Annotated in this window: 16 protein-coding genes; 11 read left to right on the top strand and 5 right to left on the bottom strand. The window is 71.3% G+C overall.

What is annotated here, in order from left to right; genetic code table 11:
- Window positions 1-16: 16 nt before the first annotated feature.
- Window positions 17-967, bottom strand: coding sequence for a PrsW family intramembrane metalloprotease (locus tag ABZX85_RS11860; RefSeq protein WP_355865380.1), 951 nt, complete (start codon window positions 965-967; stop codon window positions 17-19).
- A gap of 415 nt (window positions 968-1,382) precedes the next feature.
- On the opposite strand from ABZX85_RS11860, the gene ABZX85_RS11855 reads away from it, so the two are divergent.
- A complete protein-coding gene (locus ABZX85_RS11855) occupies window positions 1,383-2,426 on the top strand; it encodes a zinc-dependent alcohol dehydrogenase family protein (RefSeq protein WP_355865377.1) in 1,044 nt (347 codons plus the stop codon).
- Here the strand turns inward: ABZX85_RS11855 and ABZX85_RS11850 are convergent.
- From ABZX85_RS11850 to ABZX85_RS11840, 3 genes are all read right to left on the bottom strand, one after another.
- Entirely contained in the window at window positions 2,407-2,997 is a 591-nt protein-coding gene (locus tag ABZX85_RS11850) for a GNAT family protein (RefSeq protein WP_355865374.1), read from the bottom strand. The genes ABZX85_RS11855 and ABZX85_RS11850 overlap by 20 nt on opposite strands.
- 118 nt (window positions 2,998-3,115) lie before the next feature.
- Window positions 3,116-3,316, bottom strand: a complete 201-nt coding sequence (locus tag ABZX85_RS11845) for a MerR family transcriptional regulator (protein WP_010350119.1) — start codon at window positions 3,314-3,316, stop codon at window positions 3,116-3,118.
- A 179-nt stretch (window positions 3,317-3,495) separates the two neighbouring features.
- A complete protein-coding gene (locus ABZX85_RS11840; protein WP_355865371.1) occupies window positions 3,496-4,413 on the bottom strand; it encodes a sugar phosphate isomerase/epimerase in 918 nt (305 codons plus the stop codon).
- A 145-nt stretch (window positions 4,414-4,558) separates the two neighbouring features.
- Here ABZX85_RS11840 and iolC point away from each other — a divergent pair, with 145 nt between their 5' ends.
- The 10 genes from iolC (at window position 4,559) to ABZX85_RS11790 (ending at window position 17,427) form a co-directional block, all read left to right on the top strand.
- On the top strand, window positions 4,559-5,629 hold the full coding sequence (iolC, locus tag ABZX85_RS11835) for a 5-dehydro-2-deoxygluconokinase (RefSeq protein ID WP_355865368.1): 1,071 nt from the start codon (window positions 4,559-4,561) through the stop codon (window positions 5,627-5,629).
- Window positions 5,626-6,516, top strand: a complete 891-nt coding sequence (locus ABZX85_RS11830; protein ID WP_355865365.1) for a deoxyribose-phosphate aldolase — start codon at window positions 5,626-5,628, stop codon at window positions 6,514-6,516. The genes iolC and ABZX85_RS11830 overlap by 4 nt, the downstream gene beginning before the upstream one ends.
- 7 nt (window positions 6,517-6,523) lie before the next feature.
- Window positions 6,524-7,336, top strand: a complete 813-nt coding sequence (gene iolB, locus ABZX85_RS11825; protein WP_355865362.1) for a 5-deoxy-glucuronate isomerase — start codon at window positions 6,524-6,526, stop codon at window positions 7,334-7,336.
- Entirely contained in the window at window positions 7,333-9,201 is a 1,869-nt protein-coding gene (gene iolD, locus ABZX85_RS11820) for a 3D-(3,5/4)-trihydroxycyclohexane-1,2-dione acylhydrolase (decyclizing) (RefSeq protein WP_355865359.1), read from the top strand. Before iolB ends, iolD begins: the two co-directional genes overlap by 4 nt.
- 22 nt (window positions 9,202-9,223) lie before the next feature.
- Complete coding sequence (mmsA, locus tag ABZX85_RS11815; RefSeq protein WP_355865356.1) at window positions 9,224-10,726, top strand: CoA-acylating methylmalonate-semialdehyde dehydrogenase; 1,503 nt, start codon at window positions 9,224-9,226, stop codon at window positions 10,724-10,726.
- 200 nt (window positions 10,727-10,926) lie between these two features.
- On the top strand, window positions 10,927-11,241 hold the full coding sequence (locus tag ABZX85_RS11810) for a hypothetical protein (RefSeq protein WP_355865353.1): 315 nt from the start codon (window positions 10,927-10,929) through the stop codon (window positions 11,239-11,241).
- Between the two features lie 18 nt (window positions 11,242-11,259).
- Window positions 11,260-11,751, top strand: coding sequence for a hypothetical protein (locus ABZX85_RS11805; RefSeq protein WP_355865351.1), 492 nt, complete (start codon window positions 11,260-11,262; stop codon window positions 11,749-11,751).
- A 204-nt stretch (window positions 11,752-11,955) separates the two neighbouring features.
- Window positions 11,956-14,580: a CocE/NonD family hydrolase gene (locus tag ABZX85_RS11800; RefSeq protein WP_355865348.1), complete on the top strand. Its 2,625-nt coding sequence runs from the start codon at window positions 11,956-11,958 to the stop codon at window positions 14,578-14,580.
- Window positions 14,577-15,431, top strand: a complete 855-nt coding sequence (locus tag ABZX85_RS11795) for an ABC transporter permease (RefSeq protein ID WP_355865346.1) — start codon at window positions 14,577-14,579, stop codon at window positions 15,429-15,431. Before ABZX85_RS11800 ends, ABZX85_RS11795 begins: the two co-directional genes overlap by 4 nt.
- Before the next feature lie 76 nt (window positions 15,432-15,507).
- Entirely contained in the window at window positions 15,508-17,427 is a 1,920-nt protein-coding gene (locus ABZX85_RS11790; protein WP_355865343.1) for an AMP-dependent synthetase/ligase, read from the top strand.
- 77 nt (window positions 17,428-17,504) lie between these two features.
- Here the strand turns inward: ABZX85_RS11790 and ABZX85_RS11785 are convergent, their stop codons facing one another.
- The gene (locus tag ABZX85_RS11785; protein ID WP_355865340.1) at window positions 17,505-17,912 is read right to left on the bottom strand and encodes a rodlin; all 408 of its coding nucleotides are present in this window, start codon (window positions 17,910-17,912) and stop codon (window positions 17,505-17,507) included.
- Window positions 17,913-17,963: the final 51 nt, after the last annotated feature.

Here is a 17,963-nt window from a genome sequence, read left to right as displayed (position 1 = left end):
TCCCGACTCTATACCCCTAGGGGGTATTTCTCCAAGAGGGGTCCCGGCGGGCCAGCGACCGCGCCCACGCCACCCCGAGCAGGGCGACGCAGGCCATCCCGCCGACCGAGAACGCCGTGAACAGGTGGGCCTGCTGCCGGGTCGCGTCCGCCAGGTACCCCACCTCGAACAGGCCGCGCTCCAGGTTCACGCTCGTCAGCCGGGTCACCAGCCAGACCGCGATCCCGTGCGTCGAGTCCCACGCCGCGTGCAGCAGCGACACACCGAGGAACGTCCAGGCGACCGCCCCGGTGATCCGGAACCGCCCGTTGGGCATCCGGTACGACAGGAGTACGCCGCCGGCGATCGACGTCCACAGCCCGTGCCCGAACGGCGCGAGCAGCCCCCTGAGCACCTCCGTCTCCACCAGCGCCCGCAGGTCGATCCCCTCGGTCGACACCGCCGCGTTGAACGCGTACCCGGCGCTCTCCAGCGCCGCGAACCCGAACCCCACGGTCGCCCCGAGCACCAGCCCCGTCCGCATCCCCCGCAGCCGTACCTGCCGCCGCAGCACCAGCATCAGCGCCCCGAGCTTCACGGCCTCCTCGATCAGCCCCACCCCGACGAACATCCAGGCGGAGGGGTGCAGCAGGTACGTCTCCATGACCGACGCCCCCAGCACCCCGAGCGTCCCCCCGGTCAGAAAGCACCCCAGCAGCACACTCACCCCGAGATCCCGCCCGTGCCGCTCATAAGCCCACAGCACGAACGTCACGGGAACGAGGAAACTCCCCAGCAGGATGAGCGTCGGCAGCAACGTCGTGTTCCCGGTCGCGTACGTCACCACCGCCGTCAACACCCACAGCCCCAGCCCACCCCCCAGCGCATGCCTCCACAACCCCGCCCGAATCCGCGGATACCCCGGCGGCGGCTGCTGCGGACCAGGAATACGCGCCCGAGGAGCACCAGGCGGCGGCGAATACGTCACAGGGGCCCCTCGGACGACGGAGAGAGCAACTTTCGTCGCACTTTAGGCGCGTACGAGACACCCCGCAGTCCGGACGAAGCGCACGGGCGACACCCTCCACCCACCCCCCGGCCCTAGCTGCGGCCAGCCGCGCTGCCTCCCTCCCACCCGCACCCACGTTCCTGTCTGCACCTAGCTGCGGGCAGTCGTGCCTCCCCCAGTGCCCGAAGGGCCTGGGAGGTACCCCCATGGGGCGGCACGGGTGGGCTGGGGGTCCCCCCTGTTCGAAGAGCTTGGGGGAGGCACCCCGCACGCGCGGGTGAGCGGCCCTCCGCCCCCAGCCACCCACCGGCCCGATCGAAGCCCACCACCCCGCACCCCCACTACCCACCCACCCCCGACTCCTGCATGATCACCTCACCGAAGGGAGCGCGGCATGCGGGCAGTGGTGTTCGAGCGGTACGGGGAGCGGGCCGAGGTCAGGGAGGTTCCGGACCCGGGTCCCCGGGCGCACGGAGTGGTCGTCCGGGTGGAGTCCACCGGACTGTGCCGGAGCGACTGGCACGCCTGGAAGGGGCACGACCCGGACATCACCCTCCCGCACGTCCCCGGCCACGAACTCGCGGGAGTCGTCGAGGAGACCGGCCCGGACGTCACCCGCTGGCACCCCGGCGACCGCGTCACCGTCCCCTTCGTCTGCGCCTGCGGCCACTGCCCCTCCTGCCAGGCGGGCGACCACCAGGTCTGCGAGAACCAGACGCAGCCCGGCTTCACCCACTGGGGCTCCTTCGCCCAGTACGTCGCCCTGGACCACGCGGACGTCAACCTGGTCGCCCTCCCGGAAGACATCTCGTACGCCACCGCCGCCTCCCTCGGCTGCCGCTTCGCGACCGCCTTCCGCGCGGTGGTCCAGCAGGGCCGCGCCGCCCCGGGCGAGTGGGTCGCTGTACACGGCTGCGGCGGCGTGGGCCTCTCCGCCGTCATGATCGCGGCAGCCGCCGGTGCCCGGGTGATCGCCGTCGACATCTCCCCGCACGCCCTCCGCCTCGCGAGGGAGTTCGGCGCGACGGAGTGCGTCGACGCGAGCACCGTGGACGACACGGCGGCGTACGTCCGTGAGCTGACCGGCGGCGGCGCCCACCTCTCCCTGGACGCCCTCGGCTCCCCGGCGACCTGCGCCGCGTCCGTGAACTCCCTGCGCCGCAGGGGCCGGCACCTCCAGGTCGGCCTGCTCCCCTCGGACACCGGCACGACCCCCGTCCCGATGGCCCGCGCGATCGCCCTGGAACTGCGCATCATCGGCAGCCACGGCATGGCCGCCCACACCTACCCGGAGATGCTGGAGGCGGTCCGCTCCGGCGTCCTGCGCCCCGACCGGCTCGTCACCTCGACGATCGGCCTCGACGCCGTCCCGCGGGCACTGGCCGAGATGGGTACGGCGCCGGGTTCCGGGGTGACGGTCATCGCGCCGTGGACGTGACCCCGGCGGCCTCGGGCCACCCCCGGTGGACGGCCCACTCGCCCTCCAGGACCGCCATGAGCACCTCGTCCACCCACTCCCCGTCCTTCAGCTCGATCTCCCTGCGTATCCCCTCCCGCACGAACCCGACCTTCTCGTAGACCCTCAGGGCGCGAGAATTGAACGCGTACGCCTCCAACCCGATCCGATGCAGTCCGATCCGGTCGAATCCGTACCCGACGATCAGCCGGGTGGCCTCCGTGCCGAGCCCCCGCCCCCGCCCGCGCGGCCCCAGCATCGTGCGGAACGTACAGCTGCGGGCCTCCGGGTCCCACTCGTTGAGGACGACCTCCCCGACCAGTTCCCCACTGGCCCGGTCGGTCACGGCGAGGTCGAGCCGGTCGGCCTGCGCGGCACGCGACCCGTACCAGGACCGCAGGAACTCGGGGCCGAGCGGATTCGGAGAGGCCCCGGTGAACCGGATCACCTCGGGGTCGTCCAGCAGGACGGCCATCCCCTCGGCGTCGGCCTCGGTGAAGGGGCGCAGGACGGTCAGGGGGCCGGTGAGGACGGGTTTCACGGAGAAGTCCATGGACGGCACTGTGCCCCACCCGGGGGCGGGGCACAGTGGAATTTCCGGGGCCTCGGACGGGGCCGTCGACGGGCCCGCCGACGGGGCCGGCGGGGCTGACGGGGCGGCCGGGGGCCGGTCACTCCTCCCGGCGGGTCTGGCTCCGGGGTCTCGACGCGGCCCACGCCCGGACCGTGTCGGCGTACCAGAACGGCTTGCCCCCTTCGACGTGGTCCGGGGGCGGCAGGAGCCCGTGCTTGCGGTAGGAGCGGACGGTGTCCGGCTGGACGCGGATGTGTGCGGCGATGTCCCTGTAGGACCAGAGCTGACGGTCTGTCATGAACTGCTGAACGACGCGGGCCGACCGGGGGGAAGCGTCGGTTGATCACGTGTGACCGAAAGCCCGCGTACACCGGACATGCGTGACACGGGGGTGGTGTTTGTGACACACCTGACAAGAAATGCCCGAAACGCGCCCCTGTGGGGAGCGCGTTTCGGACACGGTGAACAAGAGGGCGTTCAGGCCCCGCAGGACCGCAGGAACGCCCGCGTGCGCTGCGCGATCGGCAGCGGCTTGTCCGGCTCGCACGGGTACATGTCCTGCTCGACGATCGCGAACAGGTCGACGTCCAGCTTCCCGGCCGCCTCCAGGACGGGCCCCAGCTCCGGCACCCCCGTCGGCGGCTCGCACATGACCCCCTGCGCGACGGCCGGCCCGAACGGCGTGCCCTTCGCGCGGACGTCCGCGAGGATCTCGGGGTCGACCTGCTTGAGGTGCAGGTACCCGATCCGCTCCCCGTACGTCTCGATCAGCTTGACGCTGTCGCCGCCGCAGTACGCGTAGTGCCCGGTGTCGAGGCAGAGCGAGACCAGCCCGGAGTCCGTGCCGTCCAGGAACCGGACGACGTTCTCCTCGCTGTCGATGTGGGTGTCGGCGTGCGGGTGGACGACGATCTGGAGCCCGTACTCGTCCCGCACGCGCTCGCCGAGCCGCTCGGTGAGGGTGTTCAGATTGCGCCACTGTTCCGGCGTCAGCGTGTCCGGCTCCAGGACCTCGCCGGTCTTGTCGTCGCGCCAGAAGGACGGGATGACGACGAGGTGCTTCGCGCCCATCGCCTGCGCGAGGACGGCGTTGTCCGCGACGTGCGCCCAGGTCTTCTCCCAGACGGACTCGCCGTGGTGCAGCCCCGTGAAGACCGTCCCGGCCGACACCTTGAGGTTCCGCCTGGCGATCTCCTCCGTGAGGACTGCGGGATCGGTCGGGAGGTACCCGTAGGGGCCCAGCTCGATCCACTCGTACCCGGACGCGGAGACCTCGTCGAGGAACCGCTGCCAGGGCACCTGGGCGGGGTCGTCCGGGAACCAGACGCCCCAGCTGTCGGGGGCCGAACCGATCCGGATACGGGAGAGTGAAGGAGATGAGGACAGCGTCGTCATGGGCGTCAGCGTGCGGTCTTCCCGGGAGAGGTGTCAAGAGCTGGTCCGAATGTCTGGACAAAGTATTGACAGCTCGTGGAGAGCGGGACTAGAAAACCCTTGCAGCCAGCCGCATGCCCTGGAGAGCCGACGTGAAGGGAACCCGATGGCGTACGACCTGATCACCATGGGACGGATCGGAGTGGACCTCTATCCGCTCCAGACGGGCGTCCCACTCCCGCAGGTCACCTCCTTCGGGAAGTTCCTGGGCGGCTCGGCGACGAACGTCGCGGTCGCGGCGGCCCGCCTCGGCCGCAGCGCGGCCGTCATCACCCGCACCGGTGACGACCCCTTCGGCACCTACCTCCACGAGGAGCTGCGCCGCTTCGGCGTCGACGACCGCTGGGTCACCCCGGTGGCCGGCCTGCCGACCCCGGTCACCTTCTGCGAGGTCTTCCCGCCGGACGACTTCCCGCTCTACTTCTACCGCCGCCCGAAGGCGCCGGACCTCGAAATCGCCGCCGACGAACTGGATCTGACGGCCCTTCAGGAGGCCCGCTTGTTCTGGGTCACCGGCACCGGCCTCAGCGAGGAGCCCAGCCGTACGGCGACCCTCGCCGCCCTCGCCCACCGCGCGAAGTCCGGCACGACGGTCTTCGACCTCGACTGGCGCCCCATGTTCTGGTCCGACCCCGAGACCGCCCGCCCGTTCTACACCGAGGCGTTGAAGCACACGACCGTCGCCGTCGGCAACCTCGACGAGGTCGAGGTCGCGACCGGCGTGCGCGAACCCCGGGCCGCCGCACGGGCGTTGCTCGACGCGGGCGTCGAACTCGCCGTCGTCAAGCAGGGACCCAAGGGCGTCCTCGCGGTCAACAGCAAGGGCGAGGAGGCCGAGGTCCCGCCGCTGCCGGTGAGCGTCCTCAACGGCCTCGGCGCGGGCGACGCCTTCGGCGGCTCCCTCTGCCACGGCCTCCTCGAAGGCTGGGACCTGGAGAAGATCATGCGCCACGCCAACGCCGCCGGGGCGATCGTCGCCTCCCGGCTGGAGTGCAGCTCGGCGATGCCGACGACCGCCGAGATCGAGGCGGCCGTCGCGGCGGGCGAGGTCACCCCGGAGATCTCGGGCGCGGCGGGCGCGGTTGTGCAAGCGGTTGCTGAAACGGCCGCCCCCAACGCCGGCCCTGCCGCCACCCCGGGCACCGCACCCACCCCCGAGACCGGAGCCGGCCGATGAGCCCCGTAGCCGTCGACGTCGGCGAGATCGTCCGCCTGCGCACCGAACGCCCCGAGGCGGTCGCCGAAGCCGCCGCGAACCGCGTCCGGCGCCCCCTCGTGAACGACACCGGCCGCCTGATGATCGTCGCGGCCGACCACCCCGCGCGCGGCGCCCTCGGCGTCGGCGGCGACAAGCTTGCCATGGCCAACCGCGCCGACCTCCTCGAACGGCTGTGCCTCGCGCTCAGCCGCCCCGGCGTGGACGGCGTCCTCGCGACCGCCGACATCCTGGACGACCTGCTGCTGCTCGGCGCCCTCGACGGCAAGGTCGTCATGGGCTCGATGAACCGCGGCGGCCTCCAGGGCTCCGTCTTCGAGATGGACGACCGCTTCACCGGCCACCGCGCCGAGGACATCGAGCGGTTGAACTTCGACGCCGGCAAACTCCTCGTCCGCATCGACTACGACGACCCGGGCTCCCTCACCACCCTGGAGACCACGGCCCGCGCCATCGACGACATGGCGGCCCGCCGACTCCCGCTGTTCGTCGAGCCGTTCATCAGCCGCCGGACCCCCGAGGGCAAGGTCGTCAACGACCTCTCCGCCGAGGCCGTCACCCGCTCGATCGCCATCGCCTCGGGCCTGGGCGGCACTTCGGCCTACACCTGGCTGAAGCTCCCCGTCACCGACAACCCCGACGACATGGCCCAGGTCATGGAGACGTCGACGCTGCCCGCCGTGCTGCTGGGCGGCGAGGTCGGCGGCGACCAGGACGGCGCGTACGAGAAGTGGCGCGGCGCGCTCCAACTCCCCACCGTCCGGGGCCTGGTGGTCGGCCGTTCGCTGCTGTACCCGGCGGACGGCGACGTCGCCACCGCCGTGGACACCGCCGTAGGACTGCTGTGAGGGCCGCATGAGTAACGACCTGTATGTACCCAAGGGCGCGTCCGCGCAAGGCGATTACGCGCTCCACATCGACCCGAAGAGCGCGGGCTGGGGCTACAGCGCCCTGCGTATCGTCGAGTTGGGGCCCGACGGCTCCCACACCTTCGACGCGGGGGAGAGCGAGTGGATCGTCCTCCCCCTCGAAGGCGGCTGTACCGTGCAAACGGACGGCGAACAGTTCCAACTCCTGGGCAGGGAAAGCGTTTTCGCGGGGGTCACCGACTTCGCGTACGTTCCCCGGGACGCCCGGGCCACGATCGCCTCCGGTGCGGGAGGCCGCTTCGCCCTGGCAGGAGCGAAGTGCGAGCGACGACTCCCCGCCCGCTACGGCCCCGCACCGGAGGTCCCCGTCGAGGACAGGGGCAGTGAGAACCGACTGCGCCATGTCCGCAACTTCGCCTCGGCCGACGCCTTCGACTGCGACAGGCTGATCGCCGTCGAGGTCATCACGCCGGGCGGCAACTGGTCGTCGTACCCGCCGCACAAGCACGACGAGCACCGGCCGGGCGAGGAGGCCGAGCTGGAGGAGATCTACTACTTCGAGATCGACGGCCCGCACGGCTTCGGCTACCAGCGCGTGTCCCCCTCCCGTGAGGGCGGCGCGGACGTGCTCGCGGAGGTCCGCTCGGGTGACGCCGTCCTCGTCCCCGACGGCTGGCACGGCCCGTCGATCGCACAGCCCGGCCACGACATGTACTACCTGAACGTCATGGCCGGACCGGGTGCCACCCGCGAATGGCGGATCTGCTTCCACCCGGACCACACGGAGGGTTACCGATGACCACCAGGCTCACAGTGGCCCAGGCGCTCGTGCGCTTCCTGGCCGCCCAGTACACCGAGCGCGACGGGCAGCGGCAGCGGTTGATCAGCGCGACCTGGGGCATCTTCGGCCACGGAAACGTGGCCGGCCTCGGCCAGGCACTCCTCGAGTACGACACCCGGATGCCGTACCTCCAGGGTCGCAACGAGCAGTCGATGGTCCACGCGGCCGTCGGCTACGCCCGCCAGTCCAACCGGCTCTCCGCCCACGCGGTGACGACGTCGATCGGCCCCGGCGCCACCAACCTGGTGACGGGCGCGGCCCTCGCGACGGTGAACCACCTCCCGGTCCTCCTCCTCCCGGGTGACATCTTCGCGACCCGCGTCGCCGACCCGGTCCTCCAGCAGCTCGAAGTCCCGTACGCGGGCGACGTGTCGGTGAACGACGCGCTGCGCCCGGTATCGAAGTACTTCGACCGCGTCACCCGCCCCGAGGCCCTGATCCCGGCCGCCCTCCAGGCGATGCGCGTCCTCACCGACCCGGTCGAGACCGGCGCCGTCACCCTCGCCCTCCCGCAGGACGTGCAGGCCGAGGCGTACGACTGGCCGGAGGAGTTCTTCGCGGACCGGGTCTGGACGGTACGCCGCCCCGGCGCCGACCCCGTCGAGCTGACGGCGGCCGTCGAGGCGGTCAAGGCGGCCCGGCGCCCCCTGATCGTCGCGGGCGGCGGCGTCCACCACAGCCGCGCGGAGGAGGCGCTCGCCTCCCTCGTGAGTACTACGGGTATCCCCGTAGCCTCCACCCAGGCCGGCAAGGGCTCCCTCCCGTACGACCACCCTCAGGACGTAGGGGGAGTGGGCCACACCGGCACCGCCACCGCCGACGAACTCGCCCGCACCGCGGACCTGATCATCGGCGTCGGCACCCGCTACACCGACTTCACCACCGCCTCGAACACCCTCTTCGACGCGGACGCCCGCTTCCTCAACCTCAACATCGCGGGGTACGACGCGCACAAGCTGGCCGGCCTCCCGCTGGTCGCGGACGCGCGCAGCGCGCTGGCCGAGCTGTCCGCAGCTCTTGAGGACTACCGCGTCGGTACCGCCTACGTGGACGAGTACACCGAGGACAAGGAGCGCTGGGAGCAGCGCGTCGACGCGGCGTACGAGGCGACCGAGCAGGACGTACGGCCCACTCAGACCCAGGTACTAGGGGTACTGGACGCCCTCTCCGACGAGTCGGACATCGTCATCAACGCGGCCGGCTCCCTCCCGGGCGACCTGCACAAGCTGTGGCGGGCCCGCTCCAAGGACGGGTACCACCTGGAGTACGGGTACTCCTGCATGGGGTACGAGATCCCGGCGGCCATCGGCGTCAAGATCGCCGCCCCCGAGCGCAACGTCTGGGCGCTGGTCGGCGACGGCACGTACCTGATGATGCCGACCGAGATCGTCACCGCCGTACAGGAGGGCATCGCGATCAAGATGCTCCTCATCCAGAACCACGGGTACGCGTCCATCGGCGGCCTCTCCGAGGAGACCGGCGGCGAGCGGTACGGCACCGCCTACCGCTACCGCGCCTCCGACGGCACCTTCTCCGGCGCCCCCCTCCCCGTGGACCTCGCCGCCAACGTCGAGAGCCTCGGGATGCGCGTCCTGCGCGCCAAGACCGTCGGCGGACTGCGCGAGGCCCTCGCCGAGGCGCGCGCCGCCGACACCCCCACTTGTGTCTACGTCGAGACCGAAACGGCAGACACAGTGTCGGGAGCGCCCCCGGCGCAAGCCTGGTGGGATGTTCCCGTGGCCGAGACCGCGACCCGACCGTCCGCGATCAAGGCCCGCGAGCAGTACGAACGGCACGTCGCCACCCGTCGCCGCCACCTCTGAACGACAAAAGGAGCACCTGGTCATGACGAAGATCGTCAACCACTGGATCGGCGGCAAGACCGTCGAAGGCGCGTCGGGCACGTTCGGTCCGGTCACGGACCCGGCGACCGGCGAGGTCACCACGAAGGTCGCGTTCGCGACGGTCGACGAGGTCGACGCCGCGGTCGCCGCCGCGAAGGACGCGTACGTGTCCTGGGGCCAGTCCTCGCTGGCCAAGCGCACCGAGATCCTCTTCAAGTTCCGCGCGCTGCTGGACGCCAACCGCGACGCCATCGCCGAGCTGATCACCGCCGAGCACGGCAAGGTCCACTCCGACGCGCTCGGCGAGGTCGCGCGCGGCCTGGAGATCGTCGACCTGGCCTGCGGGATCAACGTCCAGCTGAAGGGCGAGCTGTCGACGCAGGTCGCCAGCCGCGTGGACGTCGCCTCGATCCGCCAGCCGCTGGGCGTCGTCGCGGGCATCACGCCGTTCAACTTCCCGGCCATGGTGCCGATGTGGATGTTCCCCATCGCCATCGCGACCGGCAACACGTTCGTCCTCAAGCCGAGCGAGAAGGACCCCTCGGCGTCCCTCAAGCTCGCGGAGCTGCTGGCCGAAGCGGGTCTGCCGGACGGCGTCTTCAACGTCGTGCACGGCGACAAGGTGGCCGTCGACCGCCTCCTCGAGCACCCCGACGTCAAGGCCGTCTCCTTCGTCGGCTCGACCCCGATCGCCCGCTACATCCACACCACGGCCTCCGCGAACGGCAAGCGCGTCCAGGCGCTCGGCGGCGCGAAGAACCACATGCTGGTCCTCCCGGACGCGGATCTGGACGCGGCGGCGGATGCCGCTGTCTCGGCCGCCTACGGCTCGGCCGGTGAGCGCTGCATGGCCATCTCCGCGGTGGTGGCGGTCGGTTCGATCGGCGACGAGCTGGTGGAGAAGATCCGCGAGCGCGCCGAGAAGATCAAGATCGGCCCCGGCAACGACCCGACCTCCGAGATGGGCCCCCTGATCACGGCGGCCCACCGCGACAAGGTCGCCTCCTACGTGAAGGGCGCGGCGGCGGAGGGCTCCGAAGTCGTCCTGGACGGCAGCGACTTCCGCGTCGACGGCTTCGAGAACGGCCACTGGATCGGCATCTCGCTCCTGGACAAGGTCCCCACGACCGCCAAGGCGTACCAGGAGGAGATCTTCGGCCCGGTCCTGACGGTCCTGCGCGTAGACACGTACGACGAAGGCATCGCGTTGATCAACGCCTCCCCCTTCGGCAACGGCACCGCGATCTTCACCCGCGACGGCGGCGCCGCCCGCCGCTTCCAACTGGAGGTCGAGGCGGGCATGGTGGGCGTCAACGTCCCCATCCCCGTCCCCGTCGGCTACCACAGCTTCGGCGGCTGGAAGGACTCCCTCTTCGGCGACCACCACATCTACGGCAACGACGGCACCCACTTCTACACCCGCGGCAAGGTGGTCACCACCCGCTGGCCGGACCCCTCCGAGGGCCCCTCGGGCGTGGACCTGGGCTTCCCGCGCAACCACTGACCGGCAGCCGTAGCCCCACCCGGACGACGCCCCGCTCACCCCTCAACAGGGCCTGAGCGGGGCGGAGTTGTTCCCGCCGGCCACCCGCGGCCGGCCTGCCGGAGCACCACACCGACTCTTGACCTCACAACTCATTCACAGCAACCGCCGGTTGCGCTAGCGTCCCCCGCCAGACCACAGGCATGTCCACAGGGGGACCCATGCGAAACCTGCGTACCTTCGCCGCGCTCTGCCTCGCCGCGGCGGCTCTCACCGGAACCTCCGCGGCATCGGCGACGGCCGCTCCGACGGCGGGCAGTTGTGACACGAGGGTGAACCCGGACCGGCACTGGGGCGGTACCAAGTGCTCGGGGTTCAGCGAGAAGTACTACCGGGTCATGCTCCAGGTGTGCTCGGGCTCGGGCCGCTGCGAGATCCGGTACGGCGAGTGGAAGAAGATGGGCAGCGGCGTCTGGTCGGAACGGTCGGACACGGCGACGTGGATCAACAACGCCGGTTACCAGCTCGGGAATTAGCGGCGGGGGAGGGGCACGATGCCGAGCAGAACCCTGCGGACGGCTGCCGCCGCCGCGCTGACCGCCGGCCTGATCCTCACGTTCCCGCAGCCCGCACAGGCCGCCAAGAGGTGCGTGTCGCAGTCGGGTTCGGTCTGGTACGACCTGGCGAGCCCGTACTCGGGCAGCCTGAACGGCGCGTGGGTGACGTTGCAGACCGCGCGTTCCAACGGCGCCGCGCGGGCGATCGTCCACCCGGGCAGCAGCTACCGCTTCCGAAGCGGCGACATCCTGTCCATCGACAGATCCATCCGCGAACTGCCCAAGTACGACCCGCAGACCGGAAAACCCTGGAAGACCCACCGCATCGAGCAGATGGGCGGCTGGGACTACTGCGAATCGACCCTGCACAGCACGGACTCGATCCGCACCGGCCCCATCGACGGCCTCCGCCACGCGACCCGCGTCTGTCTGCGGCGCGGTACGTCGCTCCAGTGCACCAACGACTGGTACGTCGACACCAACGGCTGACGCCCGAGGACCGGTGAGGACCGGTGAGGCCCGTCACAGCGCCGCCCCGGGGCGTACCGCGCCCGCAGTACGCCCCACCACCCCGTACGCCCCGAGGATGGCGCCCACCTCGCCCTCCGGTCGACAGCTCGTTGTCAGACTCACCCCGTACCGTTGACACATGGATCATCGACTGCCGGGACGGCACGCGAACCGGGGCCGCACATGAGGCGCCCCTCCCCACGGCGCCTGCTGGCCGGCGCGGCGGCCGTGGCCGTGCTGGCCGGCGCCGGGACGTGGACGGCGGTCGCGTCGGACGGCGGCGGACCGGCGGTGCGGGAGGCCGCCCGCACGATGGACGTGGACGGCGTGAAGCTGGACACGTCGTACTTCACGACCGAGGGTTCGAAGAAGCGGCCCGCGGTGCTCCTCGCGCACGGATTCGGGGGGAGCAAGGACGACCTCAAGAGCCAGGCCGAGGACCTCGCCCGCGACGGCTACGCCGTCCTCACCTGGTCCGCGCGCGGCTTCGGCAAGTCCACCGGCAAGATCGGCCTGAACGACCCGGACGCCGAGGTCAAGGACGTCTCGAAGCTGATCGACTGGCTCGCGCGACAGCCCCAGGTCGAGCTGGACAAGGACAACGACCCGCGCGTGGGCGTCGCGGGAGGCTCGTACGGCGGGGCCATCTCCCTGCTGGCGGCCGGCTACGACAGCCGGGTCGACGCGATAGCCCCCTCGATCACGTACTGGAACCTCGCCGACGCCCTCTTCCCGGACGGCGTCTTCAAGAAACTCTGGACCGGCGTCTTCTTCAACACGGCGGGCGGCTGCGCGAAGTTCGAGCCGGCGCTGTGCGCGATGTACGACAGGGTCGCGGAGTCCGGCGTCCCGGACGCGCAGGCGAAGCAGCTCCTCGAAGAGCGCTCCCCCTCGGCCGTGGGCGACCGCATCAAGGTCCCCACCCTCCTCCTCCAGGGCCAGACGGACTCCCTCTTCACCCTCGCCCAGTCCGACGCGGCGGCGAAGGCGATCAAGGCGAACGGCGCCCCCGTCGACGTCGACTGGCTCGCCGGCGGCCATGACGGCGGCGACCTGGAATCGGCCCGGGTCCAGTCCCGCGTACAGAACTGGTTCGACCGCTACCTGAAGGACGACAAGTCCGCGGACACGGGCCCGGCGTTCCGCGTCACCCGCACCGGCGGCCTCGACTCCACGGACGGCGCGGCCCGCCTCAGGGGCGCGAGCGCGAACACGTACCCGGGCCTCACCAACGACACCCGGGCGGTCCGGCTCACCGGCACGCAGCAGACGTTCAGCAACCCGCCCGGCGCCAGCCCGCCCGCGATCTCCGCCCTCCCCGGCCTCGGCGCCGGCAGCGGCGGCCTCGCCCAGCTCTCCTCCCTCGGCGTCGGCCTCTCCCTCGACTTCCCCGGGCAATACGCCGCGTTTACCTCGAAACCGGTCACCGACGACCTCCGCGTCACCGGCTCCCCGACGGCCACGATCAGAGTCACCTCCACGACGGACGACGCCGTCCTCTTCGCGAAGGTGTACGACGTCGGCGCGAACGGCCGCAGCCAGGTCCTCCCCTCCCAGCTCGTCACCCCCATCCGGGTGACCGGCGCGAAGGACGGCAAGGACGTCACCCTGACGCTCCCGGCGATCGACCACAAGGTAGAAAAGGGCCACAGCCTCCGCCTGGTCCTCGCCTCCACGGACCTCGGCTACGCCTCCCCGGCCGCAGCCGCCTCGTACACCGTGGCCCTCAAGAGCGACCTCAAGGTCCCGACCGCCCCGGACGTGGAGACCGCCTCCTCCGGCCTCCCCGCCTGGGTCTGGTGGCTCCCCCTCGCGGGCGCGGGCGTGGCGGCGGCCCTCCTGCTGACGGCCCGCCGCCGCACGGCGACCCCCGCCCCGGACCCGGAGAACAGCGACGTCCCCCTGCGGATCACCGGCCTGACGAAGAAGTACAAGGGCGGCGACCGCTACAGCGTCAAGGACCTCAGCTTCACGGTCGAAAAGGGCCAGGTCCTCGGCCTCCTCGGCCCCAACGGCGCGGGCAAGACGACGACCCTGCGCATGCTGATGGGCCTCATCAAGCCCGACGGCGGAGAGATCCGCGTCTTCGGCCACGCGATCCGCCCCGGCGCCCCGGTCCTCTCCCGGGTCGGCTCGTTCGTCGAGGGCGCGGGCTTCCTCCCGCACCTCTCGGGCCGCGAGAACCTGGAGCTGTACTGGCAGGCCACCGGCCGCCCCGCCGAGGACGCGCACATGGAAGAGGCCCTGGAGATCGCCGGCCTCGGCGACGCCCTCGCCCGCGCGGTGCGCACGTACTCGCAGGGCATGCGCCAGCGCCTCGCGATCGCCCAGGCCATGCTCGGCCTGCCGGACCTGCTGATCCTCGACGAACCGACGAACGGCCTCGACCCGCCGCAGATCCGCGAGATGCGCGAGGTGATGATCCGGTACGCCGCCCAGGGCCGCACCGTCATCGTCTCCAGCCACCTCCTGTCCGAGGTCGAGCAGTCCTGCACGCACCTCGTGGTCATGGACCGGGGGCAGCTCGTCCAGGCGGGCCCGGTCGCCGAGATCATCGGCTCCGGCGACACCCTCCTGGTCGGCACGGCCGCCCCCGTCGACGAACCGGTCGTCGAGAAGATCGCGGCCCTGCCGGGCATCGCCTCGGCGGTGGTGACGGACGACGGCATCCTGATCCGCCTCGACGCCGACGGCAGCCCCCGGCGCCTGATCACCGAACTGGTGCGGCTCGACGTCCCGGTCGAGTCCGTCGGCCCGCACCGCCGCCTGGAGGACGCCTTCCTCACCCTGATCGGAGGTTCCGCATGAGCACGCTCACCGAAACGGCCTCCGGCTACCGGGCGTCGAGCACCCTGCCCCTGAAGGTGGAGTTCGCCCGCCAGCTCAAGCGCCGCCGCACGCTGATCATGGGCGGCATCCTCGGCGCCCTGCCGTTCGTCCTGTGGATCGCCTTCATGATCGGCGGCACCCCGGACGGCCGCGACGGCCAGGTCACCCTGATGGACACGGCGACGGCGTCGGGCGCCAACTTCGCCGCCGTGAACCTCTTCGTGTCGGCCGGCTTCCTGCTGGTCATCCCGGTCGCCCTGTTCTGCGGGGACACGGTCGCCTCGGAGGCCAGCTGGTCCTCCCTGCGCTACCTCCTCGCGGCGCCGGTCCCCAGGGCCCGGCTGCTGTGGTCGAAGCTGGTCGTCGGCCTCGGCCTCAGCCTCGCCGCGATGGTCCTGCTCCCGCTGGTCGCCCTCGCGGTCGGCACGGCCGCCTACGGCTGGGGTTCGCTGGAGCTGCCGACGGGCGGCGAGCTCGCGCCGGGGACGGCGGCGCAGCGGCTGCTGATCGTCGTCGGGTACATCTTCGTCTCCCAACTGGTCACCGCCGGGCTCGCGTTCTGGCTCTCCACGAAGACGGACGCCCCGCTCGGCGCGGTCGGCGGCGCGGTCGGCCTGACGATCGTGGGGAACGTCCTGGACGCGGTCACCGCCCTCGGCGACTGGCGCGACTTCCTCCCCGCGCACTGGCAGTTCGCCTGGGCCGACGCCGTCCAGCCCACCCCCGAGTGGGCGGGCATGGCCCAGGGCGCCTCGGTGTCGGTGACGTACGCGGTGATCTTGTTCGCCCTGGCGTTCAGGGGTTTCGCACGCAAGGACGTGGTCTCTTGACCAAACCCTGGCTTCAGAAGGCTACGCGCGAGTAAGTTGCCCTCACTTCCAGCCAGTTGAAGTCAGGGGAGCCGTCATGGGCGTACGCAGGGATCTCAGGAGAGCGAAGGGGCGCACCGACCTCGCGGCCCGTACGGCCCTGGACCTGGTCCGGGACGAGACGGGTACGGTCCGCGAGGCGCACGTCCCGTCCCTCGCCACCCCCCTGACGGCCGGGAGCGTCGCCGACCTCCCGTACAAGAACGCCGCCGAGGCCCCGGACGACGTGGTCCTCAAGCGCCGTGACCCCGACGGGACGTGGCGCCCTGTCACGGCCGCCGAGTTCGCCGCCGAGGTCACCGCCGTCGCGAAGGGGCTCATCGCGGGCGGCGTCGAACCGGGCGGCCGGGTCGCGGTGATGTCCCGGACCCGGCACGAGTGGACGGTCCTCGACTTCGCGATCTGGGCGGCCGGCGGCGTCACCGTCCCGGTCTACGCCACCTCCTCCGCCGAACAGGTCGAGTGGATCGTCCGCGACTCCGGCGCCCGGCACATCATCACCGAGAACCCGGCGGGCACGGCCACCGTCGTCGAGGCCACCGCCGCCCGCGAACCGAAACTCTGGGAGCTGGACGCGGGCGCCCTCGCGGACCTGAAGAACCTCGGCCGGGACCTCGCGGACGACGAGGTCGTCAAGCGCCGCAGAGAACTCACCCCCGACGCCACCGCGACCATCTGCTACACCTCAGGTACTACGGGTCGCCCCAAGGGCTGCGTCCTCACCCACACCAACCTCCACGAGGAGGCGGGCAACGTCCTCGAACTCCTCCACCCCGTCTTCAAGGCCGTCACCGGCCGCACCGCCTCCACCCTCCTCTTCCTCCCGCTCGCCCACATCATGGGCCGCGTCCTCCAGATCGCCTGCCTCACCGGCCGGATCGAGGTCGGCCACTTCCCGAGCGTGAAACCCGACGAACTCCGCCCCGCCCTCAAGGAGTTCAGGCCCACGTTCATCGTCGGCGTGCCCTACCTCTTCGAGCGTATCCACGACACCGGCCGCGCCACCGCCGAGAAGATCGGCCGCGGCGCCTCCTTCGACCGCGCCGAACGCATCGGCGTCCGCTTCGCCGAGACCTACCTCGCCAAGTTCCTGGACCCGAAGGCGAAGGGCCCCGACCTCAAGCTGTACGCCGCCTGGGCCCTGTACGACGTCCTCGTCTACCGCCGTATCCGCAAGGAGCTCGGTGGCCGGCTCAACTACGCGATCAGCGGCGGCAGTCCGCTCGACCGCACCCTGAACCTCTTCTTCCAGGCCGCCGGGATCATCGTCTACGAGGGCTACGGGCTGACCGAGACGACGGCCGCCGCGACCATGATCCCGCCCCTGGAACCCCGCCCCGGCACGGTCGGCCGCCCGGTCCCGGGCACCGCGATCCGCATCGCCGACGACGGCGAGGTCCTCATCAAGGGCGGCGCCGTCTTCCCCGCCTACTGGAACAATCCCGCCGCCACCGAGGCGGTCCTCAGGGACGGCTGGTTCGAGACCGGCGACCTCGGCGCCCTCGACGACGACGGCTATCTCACCATCACCGGCCGCAAGAAGGACATCCTCGTCACCTCCGGCGGCAAGAACGTCTCCCCGGCCGTCCTGGAGGACCGTCTGCGCAGCCGCACCCCCGTCGGGCAGTGCCTCGTCGTCGGCGACAACCGCGCCTTCATCGCCGCCCTGATCACCCTCGACCCGGACGCGATCGCCCACTGGCTCACCGTCCGGGGGCTCCCCGCGGACACCCCGTTCGCCGAACTCGCCGCCGACCCGAGGCTCCGCGAGACCGTCCAGAGCGCCGTCGACTACGCCAACCAGGCCGTCTCCCGCGCCGAGTCGATCCGCGAATTCACCCTCGTGGAAGGCGAGTTCAGCGAAGCCAACGGCATGCTCACGCCGTCCCTGAAGGTCAAGCGCGACATCGTGACCCGCGCCTACGCCGACCACATCGAGGCGATCTACCGCAAGTAGCCCGGCAGCGGCCGGACATGACGGACGGCGGGCCGCCGGAGAACCCGGTGACCCGCCGTCCGGCGGAGCGGTACGGCTCAGCCGTTGGCCGCGCCGTTGCCCGAGAGGGCGGAGATGTCGTCCAGGATGTGCGACAGCGGCTCGTCACCCTTGGCCTGGGTGGAGTTCTCGACACACTGCTGGTTCTGCGGCGCCGACAGGACGTTGATGTCCTGGACGGCGATCGGCACGAGGCCGACGATCGAACCGGCGTTGATCTTGGCCGGCAGACCGACACAGGGCTTGTTCAGCGAACCCTGGACCAGCGAGAGCTGCGGGCTCATGTCGCCGAAGGTGGCGGAGTTGCCGAACTCCTGCGAGGCACCGTTGCCGCTGGCGGAGGTGGTCCCGCTGTCGTCACCGATGGCCAGCGCCTGGGGCGCGGCACCGGCCGCGATACCGGCTACGGACGCGGCTACAGCGGCGGTTGCCCACAGCTTCTTCATGGTTCTGTTCCCTTCGAAAAGCGGACTCCGGGGGAGGAGCTGCATGACCCA

The sequence above is a fragment of the Streptomyces sp. NPDC004539 genome (genome assembly GCF_040610055.1).
Lineage (GTDB): Bacteria > Actinomycetota > Actinomycetes > Streptomycetales > Streptomycetaceae > Streptomyces.
Note: the sequence above shows the minus strand (reverse complement) of the source record. Positions and strands in the feature narration are given on the sequence as shown.

Bases quoted from the DNA above. Each gene is read 5' to 3' on its own strand.
- ABZX85_RS11855 (WP_355865377.1), top strand. From the start codon at position 1,383: ATGCGGGCAGTGGTGTTCGAGCGGTACGGGGAGCGGGCCGAGGTCAGG.
- ABZX85_RS11850 (WP_355865374.1), bottom strand. From the start codon at position 2,997: ATGGACTTCTCCGTGAAACCCGTCCTCACCGGCCCCCTGACCGTCCTG.
- ABZX85_RS11845 (WP_010350119.1), bottom strand. From the start codon at position 3,316: ATGACAGACCGTCAGCTCTGGTCCTACAGGGACATCGCCGCACACATC.
- ABZX85_RS11840 (WP_355865371.1), bottom strand. From the start codon at position 4,413: ATGACGACGCTGTCCTCATCTCCTTCACTCTCCCGTATCCGGATCGGT.
- iolC (WP_355865368.1), top strand. From the start codon at position 4,559: ATGGCGTACGACCTGATCACCATGGGACGGATCGGAGTGGACCTCTAT.
- ABZX85_RS11830 (WP_355865365.1), top strand. From the start codon at position 5,626: ATGAGCCCCGTAGCCGTCGACGTCGGCGAGATCGTCCGCCTGCGCACC.
- iolB (WP_355865362.1), top strand. From the start codon at position 6,524: ATGAGTAACGACCTGTATGTACCCAAGGGCGCGTCCGCGCAAGGCGAT.
- iolD (WP_355865359.1), top strand. From the start codon at position 7,333: ATGACCACCAGGCTCACAGTGGCCCAGGCGCTCGTGCGCTTCCTGGCC.
- mmsA (WP_355865356.1), top strand. From the start codon at position 9,224: ATGACGAAGATCGTCAACCACTGGATCGGCGGCAAGACCGTCGAAGGC.
- ABZX85_RS11810 (WP_355865353.1), top strand. From the start codon at position 10,927: ATGCGAAACCTGCGTACCTTCGCCGCGCTCTGCCTCGCCGCGGCGGCT.
- ABZX85_RS11805 (WP_355865351.1), top strand. From the start codon at position 11,260: ATGCCGAGCAGAACCCTGCGGACGGCTGCCGCCGCCGCGCTGACCGCC.
- ABZX85_RS11800 (WP_355865348.1), top strand. From the start codon at position 11,956: ATGAGGCGCCCCTCCCCACGGCGCCTGCTGGCCGGCGCGGCGGCCGTG.
- ABZX85_RS11795 (WP_355865346.1), top strand. From the start codon at position 14,577: ATGAGCACGCTCACCGAAACGGCCTCCGGCTACCGGGCGTCGAGCACC.
- ABZX85_RS11790 (WP_355865343.1), top strand. From the start codon at position 15,508: ATGGGCGTACGCAGGGATCTCAGGAGAGCGAAGGGGCGCACCGACCTC.
- ABZX85_RS11785 (WP_355865340.1), bottom strand. From the start codon at position 17,912: ATGAAGAAGCTGTGGGCAACCGCCGCTGTAGCCGCGTCCGTAGCCGGT.